This is a genomic window from Streptomyces sp. NPDC041124 (assembly GCF_055592385.1).
The window spans coordinates 704,418-720,613 of the sequence record NZ_JBVIYR010000002.1 but is presented as its reverse complement, the minus strand read 5'-3'; the positions used below and the strand labels follow the sequence as shown (position 1 = coordinate 720,613).

At 75.3% G+C, this 16,196-nt stretch carries 13 protein-coding genes; 1 reads left to right on the top strand and 12 read right to left on the bottom strand.

Translation table 11 applies throughout. The annotated features are described in order from the left end of the window. Positions 1-8: 8 nt before the first annotated feature. The 4 genes from mreB to ACZ6A9_RS07705 form a co-directional block, all read right to left on the bottom strand. Entirely contained in the window at positions 9-1,046 is a 1,038-nt protein-coding gene (gene mreB, locus ACZ6A9_RS07720) for a rod shape-determining protein MreB (RefSeq protein ID WP_468980310.1), read from the bottom strand. 496 nt (positions 1,047-1,542) lie between these two features. Next, positions 1,543-2,898: a carboxyl transferase domain-containing protein gene (locus ACZ6A9_RS07715; protein ID WP_468980307.1), complete on the bottom strand. Its 1,356-nt coding sequence runs from the start codon at positions 2,896-2,898 to the stop codon at positions 1,543-1,545. Beyond that, on the bottom strand, positions 2,891-4,342 hold the full coding sequence (locus ACZ6A9_RS07710) for an acyl-CoA synthetase (protein WP_468980305.1): 1,452 nt from the start codon (positions 4,340-4,342) through the stop codon (positions 2,891-2,893). Before ACZ6A9_RS07710 ends, ACZ6A9_RS07715 begins: the two co-directional genes overlap by 8 nt. A 63-nt stretch (positions 4,343-4,405) precedes the next feature. Next, on the bottom strand, positions 4,406-5,500 hold the full coding sequence (locus ACZ6A9_RS07705) for a MerR family transcriptional regulator (protein ID WP_468980302.1): 1,095 nt from the start codon (positions 5,498-5,500) through the stop codon (positions 4,406-4,408). 152 nt (positions 5,501-5,652) lie between these two features. On the opposite strand from ACZ6A9_RS07705, the gene ACZ6A9_RS07700 reads away from it, so the two are divergent. After that, on the top strand, positions 5,653-6,525 hold the full coding sequence (locus tag ACZ6A9_RS07700; RefSeq protein WP_468980299.1) for an ATP-grasp domain-containing protein: 873 nt from the start codon (positions 5,653-5,655) through the stop codon (positions 6,523-6,525). Here the strand turns inward: ACZ6A9_RS07700 and ACZ6A9_RS07695 are convergent. From ACZ6A9_RS07695 to ACZ6A9_RS07660, 8 genes are read right to left on the bottom strand one after another with little or no spacing between them, the layout of a single operon-like run. Continuing rightward, positions 6,506-7,117 (bottom strand): hypothetical protein, encoded by a 612-nt coding sequence (locus tag ACZ6A9_RS07695; RefSeq protein ID WP_468980293.1) that lies wholly within the window; start codon positions 7,115-7,117, stop codon positions 6,506-6,508. The two genes, ACZ6A9_RS07700 and ACZ6A9_RS07695, sit on opposite strands and share 20 nt — an antisense overlap. Further along, positions 7,083-7,922 carry an FkbM family methyltransferase gene (locus ACZ6A9_RS07690; RefSeq protein ID WP_468980286.1) on the bottom strand — a complete coding sequence of 280 codons (840 nt, stop codon included), beginning with the start codon at positions 7,920-7,922 and terminating at the stop codon, positions 7,083-7,085. Before ACZ6A9_RS07690 ends, ACZ6A9_RS07695 begins: the two co-directional genes overlap by 35 nt. Then, entirely contained in the window at positions 7,919-8,158 is a 240-nt protein-coding gene (locus ACZ6A9_RS07685; RefSeq protein ID WP_468980280.1) for a Trm112 family protein, read from the bottom strand. The genes ACZ6A9_RS07690 and ACZ6A9_RS07685 overlap by 4 nt, the downstream gene beginning before the upstream one ends. Next, the gene (locus tag ACZ6A9_RS07680) at positions 8,155-9,081 is read right to left on the bottom strand and encodes a hypothetical protein (protein ID WP_468980275.1); all 927 of its coding nucleotides are present in this window, start codon (positions 9,079-9,081) and stop codon (positions 8,155-8,157) included. The genes ACZ6A9_RS07685 and ACZ6A9_RS07680 overlap by 4 nt, the downstream gene beginning before the upstream one ends. 17 nt (positions 9,082-9,098) lie before the next feature. Next, on the bottom strand, positions 9,099-9,833 hold the full coding sequence (locus ACZ6A9_RS07675) for a class I SAM-dependent methyltransferase (protein WP_468980271.1): 735 nt from the start codon (positions 9,831-9,833) through the stop codon (positions 9,099-9,101). After that, a complete protein-coding gene (locus tag ACZ6A9_RS07670) occupies positions 9,830-11,095 on the bottom strand; it encodes a condensation protein (RefSeq protein WP_468980267.1) in 1,266 nt (421 codons plus the stop codon). Before ACZ6A9_RS07670 ends, ACZ6A9_RS07675 begins: the two co-directional genes overlap by 4 nt. Continuing rightward, complete coding sequence (locus ACZ6A9_RS07665; protein WP_468980263.1) at positions 11,092-15,405, bottom strand: alpha-(1->3)-arabinofuranosyltransferase domain-containing protein; 4,314 nt, start codon at positions 15,403-15,405, stop codon at positions 11,092-11,094. The genes ACZ6A9_RS07670 and ACZ6A9_RS07665 overlap by 4 nt, the downstream gene beginning before the upstream one ends. Then, positions 15,402-16,175 (bottom strand): class I SAM-dependent methyltransferase, encoded by a 774-nt coding sequence (locus ACZ6A9_RS07660; RefSeq protein WP_468980721.1) that lies wholly within the window; start codon positions 16,173-16,175, stop codon positions 15,402-15,404. The genes ACZ6A9_RS07665 and ACZ6A9_RS07660 overlap by 4 nt, the downstream gene beginning before the upstream one ends. Positions 16,176-16,196 lie beyond the last annotated feature (21 nt).

The window sequence follows — 16,196 nt, the reverse complement described above, 5'->3', positions numbered from 1 at the left end:
CGCGGGGCTCAGGCGCCCAGCGGGTCCAGCACCATCGGCGCGATCCTGCCCTCCAGCATCGCGCCCAGCCCTTCCACGGCGCACAGCTCCGGCCGGTCGGCGATGTGCACCGGCATGCCCGTCGCCTGCCGCAGCATCTGGTCCAGACCCGGCAGCAGGGCGCTCCCGCCGACCATCATGATCCCGCGGTCGGCGAGATCGGCGACCAGGTCGGGCGGGCACTCCCGCAGCACCTTGCCGATGCCGTCGAGCACGGCGGTGAGCGGTGTCTGGATGGCCTGCCGCACCGCGGCCGTGTCCACGGTCACCGAACGGGCAAGACCGGTGGCGACGTCCCGGCCGTGGATCTCCGTCGACTCCGGGCCCTGCGGGGTGAGCCCGTTGCCGGACAGGGCCAGTTGCAGCGGCCGTACGGACTGACTCGGCAGCATCAGCTCGTGCTGGTGGCGCAGGTGCTGCACGATCGCGTTGTCCACCGCCTCACCGCCGACCGGGACGCGCTGGGCCTGCACGATCGCGCCCAGGGACAGCACGGCCACCTGGGTGGCCGCCGCACCGCACACCATGATCATGGTGGCCTCGGGCTGTTCCACCGGCAGGCCGCAGCCGACGGCGGCCGCGATCAGCGTGTCCACCAGCTCCACCCGGCGGGCGCCGAGACCGACCAGCGTCTCGATCGCCGCACGCTGGGCGAGCGGATCGGCGTCGTGCGGGGTGCAGGCCGCCGCCCGCAGCCGCGGCTTGCGGCGCAGCGCGCGACGGGTCCGGTCGCCGATCAGCTGCCGCAGCATGCGCTGCGCCATCTCGATGTCGACGACCGTGCCCCCGGACACGGGCCGCACCACCCGGATGTAGCCCGGTGTGCGGCCCGTCATCTTCTCCGCGAACTCACCGACCGCGATCAGGGCACCCGTGCGGGTGTTCACGGCGGCGACCGACGGCTGGTCGACGACGAGCCCGGTCCCCTTGACGTACACCCTGGTACGGGCCGCCCCCAGGTCGACGGCGAAGTGGCAGCGGCGCAGCTGCTCCAGACTTGCGGTCACGGCAGACCCTCCCGAGTGCGGCCCGGCGGCCCGCCGGGCGGCGGACCTCTCTGGCATCGTGCGCGCCGGGCGGGGGCGGGCGCCTTTCCTGGGGGGCCGGGTGGGGGGCCGCCGAACGGGGGTCGCGCCGTGGCACGGGCGGCCTCCCGGCCATCCGCACCGGCTCCCGGGGCCGACCGGGCTTCGTCGTTGGATAACCCGCCGCCGGGACCTGCACGGCCGGGGTCGAGCAGGGCCCGCCCCGTGGCCGGAGCCGGGGGCACCGCGGAGGTCGCGCGTGGCGCGGACCCGCCGGGTGGTGCGACCGGGAGGCGGGGCGGTCCCGGACGGGGCCGCCGTGGCGCGGGCCGGGCCGTGGTGCGGGCCCGGGTGGTACAGGACCCGCACCCACGCCCGGGCACGCGCCGCGCCGGCGCGGCGCGTGCCGCCGTGGACTCCCCGGTGGTCCGGGACCGCGCGCGCCGCTCTCGGGCCCGCGGCGGTGGGGCCCCGCCGGTCACCGGGCGGTGCGGCGGTCGTCCGCCGCTCCCACGACGCCCCGGATCACCCCCAGCTCCACCAGGTCCTGCGGGCGGACGCGGAGCCGGTCCGCCGTGGCCCGTGCCTCCTGCGGGGGGCGTTTGAGGATGGCCGCGGCGAGTTCCGGGGCGATCACCGAGAAGTAGCTGTCCGGGGTGGCCCAGGTGCTGCCGGGGGCCGCGAGGGCCAGCGCGCCGCCGGAGCCGCCCTCGCCGACGACCAGCGTGGTGACCGGCGTACGGGCTGCGGCCACGGCACCGAACAGGTCGGCGAGGGCCGGTCCCGCGCCCTGCCGTTCCGCCTCCGCGTCGTTGGCCGCGCCCGGTGTGTCCACCAGCGTCAGCACCGGGATGCCGAGCCGGCCGGCGAGCCTGACCAGCCGGGCGGCCGTGCGGTAGCCGGCGGGGCGGGTCGCCGCGCCGGTCTGTGCCGCGTAGGCGACGGTGCGGCCCTCGTGCTCGCCGAAGCCGCAGAGCATGCCGTCCGGGTCGGTGCCGCCGCACCGGTCGCCGCCGAGGGCGACGCGGGAGGTGAAGTAGGCGTCGAGGTAGGCGCCGGCGCGGGGGCGTTCGGGGGAGCGGGCGCGCAGGACGGCGTCCCAGCCGGTGGCCGGCAGGTCCGGCGCGCCCAGCGGGAGGGGCGTGGGGGCGGGGGCGGTGGAGGGGCGGGTCAGCAGCCGCAGCCAGCGGCCCAGGGTCTCCCGCAGCTCCTCCGGCCGGACCAGCGCGTCCGCGGCGCCCGCCGCCACCTGCGCCTCGGCCGTGTACGCCGCCGGGTCCGCGTCCGCCGGCCGGACCCGTGAGCCGGCGAAACCGACCTGGGCGCCGGGCAGTGCCAGGACGACGTCGGCACCCGCGCCCAGGGTGGCCCAGCCGCCGCCGGTCGTCGGGTCCCGCACCACCGCGACCTGCGGCAGCCCGGCCTCCCGGGTGAGCGCCGACTCCCTGGCGACCCGCTGGAGCTGGGTGAGCGCGAGCATGCCCTCCTGCATCCGGCTGCCGCCGGTGGCGACCAGCGGCACCACGGGCAGCCGGTGTGCCCGGGCGTGCCGGTACGCCGCCTCCAGACGGTCGCCGGTGCGGGCGCCGAGGGAGCCGCCGAGGAAGCCGAACTCGAAGGCGACGACGACCGCCTCGGTGTCCCCGACGCGTGCCGTGCCGCAGATCACCGACTCCCGCTCACCGGTGCGCAGCGTGGCGCGGGCGCGGGCGGCGTCGTAACCGGGCCAGCCGAGCGGGCCGTCCGGCCCCGACTCGGCTATGGAGTACGGCAGTTCGGTGAAGTCGTCGGCGACGGCGGCGACGGTCTCGCGGGCGGAGAGGCGGTCAGTCACGGGTGAGCGCCCGCTTCATGATCTTGCCCATGTCGTTGCGGGGCAGGGCGTCGAGGTGATGGACGACGCGGGGCCGCTTGTGGGGGGCGAGACGTCCGGCGACGTGGTCGGCCAACTCCCGGAGCGGGGGCGGGGACTGCGGATCCGCCGGCACCACCCACGCCACGATCCGCTCGCCCAGATCCGCGTCGGGTTCGCCGGTGACCGCGGCCTCCCGCACTCCCGGATGTTCCAGCAGCGCGTTCTCGATCTCTCCCGCGCCGATCTTGTAACCGCCGCTCTTGATCAGGTCGGTGGCCTTGCGGCCCACGATGCGGACCTGGCCGTCGGGGTCACGCACCGCCATGTCCCCGGTGCGGAACCAGCCGTCGGCGGTGAACGCGGCGGCCGAGGCGTCCGGCCGGTTCAGGTACCCGGTGAACAGGTTCGGCCCGCGGACCTGGATCTCGCCGACCGTCTCACCGTCGTACGACGCCACCGGCGAGCCGTCCTCCTCCACCAGCCGCAGCTCCACGCCCGGCAGCGGCACGCCCACCGTGCCGGGGCGTCCCTCGCCGTCCGCGCGGACACTGGTGTTCATCAGCGTCTCCGTCATGCCGTACCGCTCGACGACCCGGCGTCCGGTCGCCGCCGCGATCCGCTCGTGGTCGTGCACGGGCAGCGCGGCGGACCCGGACACCAGCAGCCGCGCCCCGGCCAGCGCCTTCGCCAGCTCCGGCCCGTCGGGCAGCGCCTGCGCCAGCCGGTGGTACATCGTCGGCACGCCGAACAGCATGGTCGCGCCGTCGTTCAGCTCGCGCGCCACGCCCTCGGTGGTGAACCCGCCCAGGTGGCGTACGCAGCCCCCGAGCCGCAGCGGGCCGAGCGTGCCGAGGACGAGCCCGTGCACGTGGAACAGCGGCAGTGCGTGCACCAGGACGTCGTCGCCGGTCCACTGCCAGGCGTCGGCGAGGGCGTCCAGGGTCGTGGCGACGGCGCGGCGGGGGAGGACGGCGCCCTTGGGCGGGCCGGTGGTGCCGGAGGTGTAGACGATCAGCGCGGGGTGCTCCGCGTCCAGCGCCCCGTCGTAGGGCAGCGCGGCCCGGGCCGCGGTGTCCACGTCGACCCGGGGCAGCGCGTCCAGCGGGGCGGGGAGCGGTGTGCCGGGCGCGGCGAGCACCAGGTCCGGGGCGCTGTCGGTGAGGATGTGCGCCAGCTCCCGCCCACCCGACCTCGGATTGAGCGGCACGACGGCCGCCCCGGCGAGCAGCGCCCCGGTGACCGCGACGGCGGTCTCCAGCCCCGGCACGGCCCACACGGCGACCCGGTGCGCCTCCCTCAGATCCCCGCCCACCGCACCGGCCGCCCCGGCGAGCTCTCCGTACGTCAGTGAGCGCTCGCCGAAGCGCAGGGCGGGCCGGTGGGCGGCCCGGGCGTCGGCCAGGGCGGGGAAGAGAGAGGACACGCGTCGTACTCCTTGACTGGCTGTCGTGCGAAGACGGTCGGTACCCGGTGGGTCCAGGGTGCCCTACGCCCGCGCGGGCGCGGCCCCGGGGCGGGCCGGCGCGGTCACCACGTCCGCCACCACGCAGCTCACGTTGTCCGGACCGCCGGCCGTGTTCGCCCCGGTGATCAGGGCGTGGACCGCCTCGTCCGGGGTGGGTGCGGTGGCCAGCAGGTGCGCGATCGTGTCGTCGGGGACGGCGGTGGGCAGGCCGTCGGAGCACAGGAGGTAGCGGTCGCCGGGGCGGGCCTCGTGGAGGCGGAGGTCGGGGACGGCGGTGGTGGACTCCTCGCCCGTGAGGGCCTTCAGCAGCAGGCTGCGCCGGGGGTGGGAGGCGGCCTCCTCCGGGGTCAGGCGGCCCTCGTCGAGCATCGACTGGACCACGGTGTGGTCGTGGGTGATGCGGAACAGCTCGCCGGCACGGAGCAGGTAGGCGCGGGAGTCGCCTATGTGGACCAGGGCCAGCCGGGAGCCCGTCCACAGGAGGGCGGTCAGCGTGGTGCCCGCCTCCTCCGTCCCCGCGGCCGCGTCCCGCACCGCCCGCGCGGCACCCTGCACCGCGTCCTCCAGCAGGCTCAGCACCCCGCCCGCAGGTACCTCCGGTGTGTCCAGGAACCGCAGTGCCTCCACCGCCGCGCCGCTCGCCGTCGCCCCCGACGGACCGAAACCGTCGGCCACGGCCAGCAGCCGGCCGCCCGCGTACGCCGTGTCCTGGTTGGCGGGGCGGACCCGGCCCCGGTCGGAGTGGGCGCGGTAACGCAGCTCCAGTGTGTTCATGGTGGTGTCCCTTCTCGACTCTTCCGTCAGGTGATCGACCAGGAACGCGGCGAGGTCCCCGCGCGCCGCCGTCTCCGCCTCCACCCGGGCCCAGTACGCCCGGATCTCCGCGGCGGCGGCGGCCGGGCCGAGGGAGCACACGTGGCGGATGCCGGCCAGCGGCATGCCCACGCGGCGCAGCCACGCCACCAGACGGGCCTGTTCGAGCTGCTCCACCGCGTAGTAGCGGTATCCCGTGTCCGGATCCACCCGGGCGGGACGCAGCAGGTCCAGCTCGTCGTAGAGGCGCAGCGCCTTCGGGGACAGCCGGCACGCCTTCGCGAAGGCTCCGATCGTCAGCATGTCCGTCTCTCCCTCGCCGTCTCGCGTTCCGCCACCGATGCTGGGGCTTCCCCGAAGGTGAAGGTCAAGCCGCCTCTCGTGGTTCCCGGGGACGGTTGTTAGCCTGCTCGCCGGTCGGCCGTCCGCGCCGTTCGCCTGAGGAGTGAGTCGTCGTGCCCCGTATCGCGCTGGTGACCTGCGCCCCCGGTCCCGAGGTGTCCGAGGACCGGGATCTGCCGGGGCTGGTGCGGGCGTTGAAGGAGTCCGGGGCGGAGGCGTCCGCCGAGGTGTGGGACGACGGCGGCGTGGACTGGGCGGGCTTCGACCTCGTCGTGATCCGCTCGACCTGGGACTACAGCTGGCGGGCGGCGGAGTTCACCGCATGGGCCGAGCGGTGCGGCGCGGTGACCCGGCTGGCCAACCCGGCGGACGTGGTGCGCTGGAACACCGACAAGCGCTACCTCGGGGATCTCGCCGCCGCCGGGGTGCCGGTGGTGGAGACCCGGTACCTGGCTCCCGGGGATGCCCCCGACCTGCCCGACGGCCACGAGTACGTGGTCAAGCCGACGTCCGGGGCCGGCGCCCGGTTCGCCGCCCGCTACGCACCCGGCGAGCACGCCACCGCCGTGCGGCACGTGCGGCGCCTGCACGCGGACGGGTTCACCGCGATGGTGCAGCCCTACGTGCGCGGCATCGACACCACCGGCGAGCGGGCGCTGGTGTACGTCGGGGGGACCCTGCTGCACGCGAGCCGCAAGGGGCCGGTCCTCGCCCCCGGCACCCCCTACGACCGGCGCAAGGTGGCGCACCCCGGGCTGACCGACTGGACCCCGAGCCTCGCCGAGGCCGCCGTCGCCCGGCAGGCGCTGGCCTGTGTGCCCGGCACGTCCGAGCCGCTGTACGCGCGCGTCGACCTCGTCGACGGGGAGGACGGCCTGCCCCGTGTGATGGAGCTGGAACTCGTCGAGCCGAACCTGTTCCTGTGGCTGCACCCGGAGTCGGTGCCGCGGGTCGTGGAGGAGATCCTCAGGGCCGCGGCCCGCTGACCGCCGTCCGCTGGAGCAGCCCCCAGGTGAACTCGGCGACCACCTCACGCGGTGTGCCGCTCGCGTCGGGGGCCGTGAGGGCGAGGCACCACCGGGTGGGGGCCGAGCCCTCCAGGGGGCGTGCGGGGGCGAAGGCGCGGGCGGCCTCGTCCACGGTGCAGGACCAGGGCGCGAGGTCCTCCACCGTGCGCAGGACGGGCGCCGGGGCGCCCGGCGCGCGGACCAGCCACGCGTTCCACACCGCGCCGCCGGCCGCCGGGGCCAGCACCTCGAAGCGCAGGTCCGGCCAGAGCGGCAGCGGCCACCGCCACGCCTCGCAGTCCAGGTCGCCGACCCTGCGCGGGGTCCGGGACTCCGGCTCGCCGAGCACCGACCGGTACCGGGACAGGGCCGGGCGGGAGCGCGGCGAGCGGACCATCGCCTGCCAGCGCCGGTTGGCCTCGCGCTGGTCCGCGAGGGAGGCGCCGAGGGCGCGCCGGGCGTCCTCCACCGGGCCGGGATTGTGGTCGGCCATGCGGCGCAGCAGCACGAGCTGGAAGTCGAGCGGGGTGAACGGTCTACTGGGGCGTCGTCCGGTCGGCACGGGACCCATCGTCGCTCACCGGGGGCGCTCCGGGGCGGCGGCCGTCCGGGAGGAACAGCACGGAGTTGACGTAGCGCGGGCCCCGGAGCGCGTCGTGGGGCAGCACCCGGCGCAGCAGGCCGTGGTCGACGACGTACGAGGTGCGCGCCTGGTGGTCCTCCAGGGGGAAGTCGGCCAGCGGGACCCAGGTGTCGGCGGGCAGCACCCAGCCCTCGTACCCCAGCTCGGCCAGCTGGGTGACCACGGGCCCGACCGGCTGGATGCGGGACTCCAGCTCCACGAACAGGGCCGGGCGGTCGCGGGTCAGGATCCCGGTGGCCCCGCGCAGCACCGCCGCCTCGTTGCCGTCCACGTCGATCTTCATGAAGCCGACGTCCGTCAGTTCGAGGCCGTCGAGCGCCAGGCAGGTGACGTCGACGCCGTGGCCGTGGATGTCCCGGCGGATCAGCGACGACACGCCCTGGTCGCCGCCGTCGCCCGGGGGCAGCCACAGGCGGGCGGTGCCGGGCTTGTCCGAGGCCGCCGCGCGGATCACCCGCACGTTCGGCGGGGCGGTCGCGGTGAGCAGCCGGGCCAGGTGGGGGACCGGTTCCAGGGTGACCACCCGGCGGGCGCGCCGCGCCAGCCGGTGGGTCCACGGTCCGTACCAGCCGCCGACGTCCACCGCCGTGCCGCAGTCCGGCGGGCACAGGTCGGCGAGGCGGGCCAGCTCGGGTTCGTAGCGCGGGTAGACCGCCCTGGCCGTAGCGGCCACCACGCGCGTGGGCAGGAAGGACGCCACCCGGGCGGCGAGCGTGCGCCGTGTCGTCGTCATGGTCTCGTCTCCGGCGCTTCGGTCACCCGTGTCAGCAGTGTCTCGTGCTTTTCCTCCGGCACCTGCTCCCCGGACGACGGCAGCAGCTGGGGGATGCCGTCCACGATGGGGTAACGGCGGCGCAGGCGCGGGTTGTAGAGCGCTTGCTCGCCACCGTCGTCCGGTGCGAGCAGGTGCAGTGGCCCCTTGTCGAGCGGGCAGGCCAGGATTCTCAGCAGTGGGTCGTCCGGTTTCACGATCGGGTCAACTCCTTCGCGGGAACAGCGGGTCGGGGTGCGGTGTCGTGCTTGGGCATGGCCAGCAGCACGGCGACCGCGAGCACGGTGCCGGTGACGCGCAGGGCCAGCCGTACGGGCTCGTCGGGGAGTTGCTCACCGAACGAGAGGGTGCCGAGCACCGCCGTGAACACGCAGCTCACGGTCGTGCAGACCGGCACGATCAGCGAGGCCCGGCAGCGCTGGAGCGCCGCCTGGGACATCACCAGACCGAACACGCCGGTGAACACCAGCAGATACGGGTACGGGGAGCCCAGCAGGCCGACGACGGCACTGCCGATCCCGCCGGACGCCAGGTGGCTGGAGACACCCTTGATGGCGAGCGAGCTCACCCCGTAGAGCAGACCGACGGCCACCCCGTACGCGATGCCGGTGGTGGGCCGCCGGTGCCGGCGGCGGGCGTTGCGCTCGGCACAGACGTACAGCCACACCCCGGACGCCAGCGCCGGCACGCACACCAGCAGGATCAGCGAGGTGGGCGCGTCCTGTCCCACGGTGTCGGCGCCCGCGCCGCTGTCCCGCAGCGACAGCACCACCATCAGCAGGGCGAGCAGGATGGCGCCCAGCGCGTACCGTTCCCGGCCGCTGGTCTCCTCGCCGAGCAGCCGCGACGACAGCAGCACCAGCAGGACGAGTCCGGAGACGAAGATGCCCTGCGCGGCGGCGATCGGCAGCGTGCGGTACACGGCCAGCTGGGCGGCGAAGCCGGATGCGAGGGCCAGCGCGCCGGCGATCCACAGCGGACTGCTCACCACCAGCCCCAGCAGCCGCACCGGTCGGCGGACGGACACCTCGGGCAGGTTCGCCAGCGCCCGCTTCTCCAGCACGAACCCGCCGCTGTAGAGGACGTTCGCCGACAGGGCCGCGGCCACTCCCCACCACATCTCCCCCCAGGCCCCCTTCAGGCGCGTCGCGCGTGCAGCAGCAGGATCGAGGAGAGCGACGGTCTCGCACACGCCAGCCGGTCCAGCGGACGCAGCGCACGCGGTACACCGTGGAAGGGGGCGCCCTCCAGCCGTACGACGGTGAACCCGGACGCGGCGACGAACTCCCTCAGGGCACGCGCCGTGTAGAGCCGGAGGTGCCCCACCACCTCCGAGCCCGGCCGCCCGTGGATGCCGCGCAGGCTGACCTCGGAGAACACCGGCTGCACCCCGGCCAGCAGCAGCGCGCGGTTGTACCAGGCGGCCAGATTGGGCGTGGACAGCATGAGGTGGCCCCCTGGGCGCAGCACCCGCCGGAGCTCGTCGAGCGCCGCGTCCGGGTCGACGAGGTGCTCGATCACCTCGCTGAACAGCACCGCGTCCGCCGACTGAGAGGCGAACGGCAGCCCGCCGTCGGTGAGTTCGCCGCGCACCGCGTAGGGCACCCGGGTGCGGGCGCGGGTCAGGGCGTCCTGGGACCAGTCGACGCCGACCAGCCGGTGACCGCGCAGGTACGGGGCGGCGGTCGCGGCCGCCGTACCGTCGCCGCAGCCGATGTCGAGGACCGTGCGCGGGCCGGCGGATGCCGGGCCGAGGGCGCGGGCCAGCATGCGGGCCTGGCGACGGCTGCGGGAAGGGCCCGAGGCGACGGGCACGGACGGGTTCTCGTAGAAGTCCCTCAGGTCACGCGGAGGGGAAGCGGTGGTGGTCACTCGGTCGCCTCCGTGGTGTGCAGATGGTGCGAGAACAGTTCGAGCAGACGGTCGCCGTCACCGTGGCCGAGCAGCGACCGCGACCAGCGCAGCGCCAGGTGGAGCCGGCCCGCGGTGGACGCGGTGGTGAAGGTCAGGCCGCGGGGCATCTGGGCCGGCGCGGAGAACCACACGGCACTCGCCCGGCCCGCCCCGTCCCCGAAGTCCAGCGCGTACGGGATGCGGCCGATGTTGCTCAGCAGCGTCGTCGACGTCCAGGGCGCCGCGGCCCTGCGCAGGCCCCTGATGAACGCGGCCCGGCAGGCGACCGGCGCCCAGGGGGCGGTGAGCAGACGGGCGCCGTGGCCGAGCTGCGGGCGCGGCAGCGCCTTCAGCGCCCGGGTGCGCAGGGCGGTGCGGCGCAGCAGTTCCCGCAGGTCGCCCCCGTCCAGCTCCTCGGGCGCGAACGGCACCTCCACCAGCCGGGTGCCGTTGCCGATGGGCATCGCGGCGTCCCGGGGACGGTCGTCGACCGGCATGGTGATGCGCAGGGGGCGGCGCGCCGCCCCCTGCTCCCGGTTCCAGTGGGCGATCGTCAGGGCGGTGGCGACCATCAGCTGGTCGTTGACGGTGTACGGGGAGCCCTTCGGCCGGTGCGGCAGCGCCAGCTCGGTGAGGATCAGGCCGTTGCCCGGCGTCGCCTCCGGCGTGCCCCGCGCCACCCTGGCCGGCGGGGCCCAGTTGGAGGGTGTGTCCGGCGGGCCCTGCGGCGCGTCGGGGGGACGCACCGGCGGGGCGGCCGGGGCGTTGTCCCGGCCGCCGTAGAGCTCCGCCGCCGTGGCCAGCACGCGCAGGCAGGCGGGACCGTCCAGGGCGGTGTGGTTGATGGTGAGGACGAGCGCGGTGCCGGTGCCCTCCTCACCGGCGACCACCTCCAGCCGGACGGGCGGGGACTGGGTGAGCGGGGGCGCCTCGGTGAGGGCCCGGGCCCGGGCGTCCCGCAGGGCGTCCCGCCCCGGCGGCGGGAAGCTCACCACCTCCACGTCCGGCGCGTCGGTGAGCTCCCACTCGTAGCGGCGCCGGTACCAGGGGCCCGGCGCCTCCCGGGCGAGAGCGCGCGGGTGGCGCCGCAGCGCCTCGGTGAACGCCTTGCGCATGCGCCCGGGGTCGAGGTCACCGGGGAGGTGCACCTCGATGAGCACCGTGTTCGGCTCCGTCTCCCGGTCGCAGTGCCGTGACACCTCGTCGACGACGGGGAAGGGGATGCGAAGGGGTGTGGTCATACGGTCTTGCCCCTTCCCGGGTCGCTCCCCGGCGGGGGCGGCGGCACGAACGGACGCGCACGGGCGGCGGAGGGCGGCGGTGGCGGCGCCGGATGCGGTCCGGCGGCCGCGGGCGCGGCGACCGGCGGCAGCACCGCCGTCGTGCCCGGTCCGTCGTCCGGGTGTCCGTCGTCCGGGCGTCCGCCCTCCGGGTCCCGTTCACGCGACCCGCCGAGGCTCACCAGCGCGGCGAACAGGCCGATCAGCGCCAGCAGCTGGGCGGCGTGGCCGAAGGCTCCCCGGCCCGCGCCCACCGGCTCGCCCGCGCCGATCGCCGCCGCGGCGCCCGCTCCCGCGAGCCCGGCGAGGGCGATCGGCACCAGCAGCGCGGGCCGGCGCGACGCGAGCACCGCAAGGGCCGGCACCAGCAGCGCCCACCAGCCCGCGATCACCACACCCACCAGCGTCAGCGCCACCGCGCCGAGCCACAGCCCGGGCGCCGGGGGCACCGGCTGCGGGGCGTCGGGGTTGACGGCCCTGCGGCGCCACAGGGCCAGACCGATCAGCACCACGATCCCGGCCGCGCTGCCGATCAGCGCGGCGTCGTACGTGGTCGCCGGCTCGTAGGACAGCGTGACCGTGCCGCCCTCGCCCGCCGGGATCCGCCAGCCCTGCTGCCAGCCGTCCAGCCGCAGCGCGGTGAGCTCCTCGCCGTTCAGCGTGGCCTTCCAGCCGTCGTTGTGGTTCTCGTGCATCGTGAGGTAGGAGGCCGCTCCCGCGCCGACGCTCACCTCGCGCCGGTCGCCGAGCCAGTCCCGGATCTTCAGCTCACGGCCGGCGGCCGACGTCTCCGGCACGGTCCCGCGGGTCAGCGTCACCTCGGTCAGCGCCAGCGGGCCCGCGTCACCGCCCTCCACCTGGTGCGTTCCGGCCGACAGCTCCAGCGCGGGGTTGTCGGACCCGTTGCGGCACGGCGTCACCTCGACCGGCCGACGCTCCACCAGATCGCGTACGGTGCCCCGCACGCTCGTCTCGTGCGGCGTGCCGTCCACCGCCAGCGCCGGACCCTTGCCGCACGCCAGGGCGAACTCCCTGGTCCCGTCCGGCTGCGGGGTGCGGAAGCTGTCGAGGGCGGGGACGTACGCCTCGGTCAGCCCCACCGGCAGCTGCATGTCCGCGTCGACCGCCGGGTTGTGCACGGTGATCGGGGCGGTCCTGGTGACCGTGATGTCGAGACGGTCGGTGGTGATCGCGGGGAAGCGGACCCAGCCGTTGTCGTCGACGGCGGCGATCGCCGCACCGTCCGGGGAGCTGATGTGCACCTCGGCGGCCCGGGCGGACAGTCCGCCGGCCGGGGCCAGCACCAGTTCGTCGATCTCCTGCTTGCCCGTCCAGCTCAGGTGGACGGTCGGCTTCCCGCCGGCGATCCACGCGGTGGTCAGGTCACCGTCGGTGAGGTTGCGCGCGGACAGACCCGCGCCGAGCCGCGCCGTGGAGTCGGCGGTGGCGGTGATCCGGTCGCGCTGCTCGGGCGCCACCTCGTACAGCAGCCGGTCCAGTGCCTCGCCGGGCACCGCCACCGCGCTCGCCTTCACCTCGTACGTGCCCGCCGTGCTCGTGTCGAACTGCCGGTGCAGCCCCGCCTCGCTGCCCGTGAGGGACATCCCGGTGGGGTCGGCGGCACGGTGCAGGGAGACGATCTGTGCCGAGGCGGTCGACCGCTCCGCGTCGGTCGGCAGCCGCAGCAGCCGGGTCACCCGGACGTCGGGCAGGTCGACCTCGGAGAAGCCCGCACCGGTGAGTCCGGGGCGCTCGGCCGTCGAGTCGACGATCGTCAGCTTCATCCAGTCCGTCGGCCCGGCGGGAGCCTTGACCTGCTGCTTGGTGCCGTTGGCCCGCAGGATCGAGGTCGTGGAGCCGTTCTCCGTCTCCACCCGCACCCGGGTCGCCGCCGCCCGCACGCCGTCCTGCGGCAGCGGGGTGAGGCCGATGGAGTCCGGCATCTCGTAGGCGCCGTCGAAAGCGATGCGCAGCCACTGCCCGTCCGGGGAGCCGGCGGCGCCCTCGGCCCACGCGGTGTCCGGGTTGCCGTCGAAGGCGTTCACCGGGTCGTACTGCGGCAGGTGGAACAGCCAGTTGCCGTAGGACGACGCCGTCACCGAGTCGGCGCCGCGCAGCTCGGCCACCGTCTGGTGCTCCAGGCCCTCGGTCGGCAGGATCTGGCGCGGGCGTTCACCCGCGTCCTGGGCGGCGTCCGAGGCGTTGCGCTCGTCCGGTGTGTACGTGTACGAGGTGTTGGCGTTGACCAGCCCGAAGCGGGTGTCCGCCCGCCGCAGCCCGTCGCCGATCACCTGCACCGGCGGCGTGCCGAGCCCCGGGTGCGCGTCCCCGGTCAGCACGGCCGGCCGGCCCCGCAGCCGGTCCGCGAGCGGCAGCAGCGCCTCGGGCCCGCCGGACACCACGGCGGTGTCGGCGACCGGCAGCAGCCGTGCCTGCCCCGGACGCTGGACCTCCGCACCGGCCGGACGGTAGATCTCCACCGCCCGCTGCTGCGGGTACAGGCCCTCGACCTGGAGCGGTGTGCCGGGCGCGATCACCCCGCCGGTCGTCACCGGTCCGAGCCCCTTGGCCCGCTGGTACCCGGACTGCTCCAGGGTGCGCTTGACCGTCGCCGTCGGCACCTGGCCGATCTGGGCGGGGTCGAGATCGTTGCGGACGACGACGTAGTGGACGCCCGCCCGGCTCAGGTAGTCGGCCAGACCCGGCACCGCGCTCCCGGTCAGCAGGGCCCGCTCCACCGCGTCCATGGCGCGCCGGTTCCCGGGGGTGCCGAACGGCACGTAGTCGCGCTGCGCCCAGCGGGAGTCGGCGACCACGTCCAGCGGCTGGTCGATGGTCGACCCCCAGGTGTGGATGCCGTGCGCGGTCGCGGGGACGACCAGGGCACGCGAGTCGGGCGAGTTCTTCTCCAGCCAGTCCGCCGTCGCCTGCCAGTACTTGGGGATCTCCTGGAACGAACCCGGGGTGAGGATCGACCCGTTGAGGTACGGCCACAGCAGTCCGGGCAGGACGAGCACCGCCGCGATCAGCGGCGCGAACCGCCGGGCGCGCACCCGGTGGGTCCCGCGCGCCTGCGCCGACACCCCGACCAGGTGCGCCAGCCCCAGGGTGAACGCCAGCGCCAGCCCCGTCTGGAACTTGTAGATGTTGCGGAACGGTGCCAGCCAGCCGTCCAGCCAGCCCTGCACCACCGAGTGGAACGGGCCGCCGAAGGCGCCCCCGTACCCGGCCAGCAGCACCAGGGCCGCGACCAGCACGGTCAGCACCAGCCAGCGCCGCTCGGGAATGTCCCGCCGGGCCAGCCCGGCGAGCCCCAGCCCGGCCGCGAGCGCCGAGCAGACGACCACCAGCGCCGACGACGCGACGGTCCAGCCGGCCGGCAGCCACGCCTCACCGAAGTTCAGGTAGGCCACCCAGTTGCCGGCGCCGCGCAGTGCCTCGGTCGCCGCCATCGTGTCCGTCGTCGTCCGCGAGGTCTCGATGTAGGGGAGGAAGTTCTCGCCGTGGGCCCCGAGCAGCAGCAGCGGTATCCACCACCAGGCGGTCGCCACGATCATCGCCGGCGTCCACCAGGCGATCAGCTTGCGCTGCCGCGGGCCCGGCGGGCGGGAGAGCAGGTACAGCCCGACCGGCAGCAGGGACGCCAGCGTCGAGGCGGCGTTGACTCCGCCCATGAACGGCACCAGCAGCGCCGACCGCAGCGCGGCGACCCTGGCCGTGTAGCGCTCGTCCGTCAGCGGCAGCAGCACCCAGGGCAGCAGCGCGCCCGGCAGCGCGGCGGCCGACGTGGAGCCGACGACCGCCGTGAACACCGGCCACAGCGCGTACGCGGCCGCCGCGAGCAGCCGCGACGCGCCGCTGCCCACACGCAGCCGCTCCGCCAGCCGCAGCGCGCCCCAGAACGCCACCGACACGATCAGCGACATCCACAGCCGCTCGGCCAGCCACACCGGCAGCTGCGCCGCGTCCGCCAGCCAGTAGAACGGCAGCATCGGCCACACGTAGCCGATGTACTGGTCGGAGATGCCGCCGAACGAGCCCCTGTTGTGCCACAACTGGCCGAGGTCGGCGAGGAACTGCCCCGGGTCGACGGTGACGCCGAGCTTGGTGTCGAAGGTCTGCCGCCCCGGCTGTGCCGCCAGGAACAGGACGAACACCACCGCCCAGAAGCCGAGCAGCCAGCGGCGCGACCGCGGGCCCTCGGGAGGGCCCGCGGTGGCTCTGCGTGAAGGAACGGCTGCCGGAGGGGGAGCCTGGACCGTGGTCGTCATTCGGGACACCGCCGGAGGATGAGGAGGAGGTTCCAGGTGGCGAACTCGCGCAGACCGGGCACCTTGACCACGGTCCGCGTGAGGAACGGCCAGTAACGGGAGCGAGCCGACACGATCCGCACGTCGTCGCGGGACCGCACCTGCCGCAGGGTGGTGCCGATGTGCACCGGGAAGAGGTTCTCGCCGAGCGTGTGCTTGGCGGGCCTGCCGGTACGGCGCAGGTAGCGTGCGCGGGCCCGCTCGGCGCCGAAGTAGTGCCAGGGCGCCCACTCGTGACCGCCCCACGGGGACAGCCAGTTGGTGAACGACACATAGATCAGTCCGCCGGGCCGGGTGACCCGGGCCAGCTCGCTGAGGAACGTCTGGGGATCGGCCACGTGCTCCAGCACGTTGGAGGAGAAGGTGACGTCCGCCGCCCCGTCGGCCAGCGGCAGCAGGTAGCCGTCCGCCACCACGGTTCCCTCCGGGGGTTTCCCGCCCAGCTCGCCCACATCGGGCTCGAAGAGGTAGGCGTGGGCCCCCCGCCGGCGGAACTCGTCGGTGAAGTACCCGCTGCCTCCCCCGACGTCCACGACCACCCGCCCGGCCACCGGCCCGCCGTACGCCTCGACCTGGTCGGCGGCGTCACGGGCGAGGAGCGAGTAGCAGGCGTCGGGTTCCTCCTGCTCGCGCAGGAAGGCACGGAAGAGGGCGGCGGAACGCCGGAGCGAGGGATCCTTCACGGCTCCGGACCGGGCGGCGGACCCACCGGCCCGCAGCCTGGCGGCCATCCCGCCGACGAAGCGATGAGG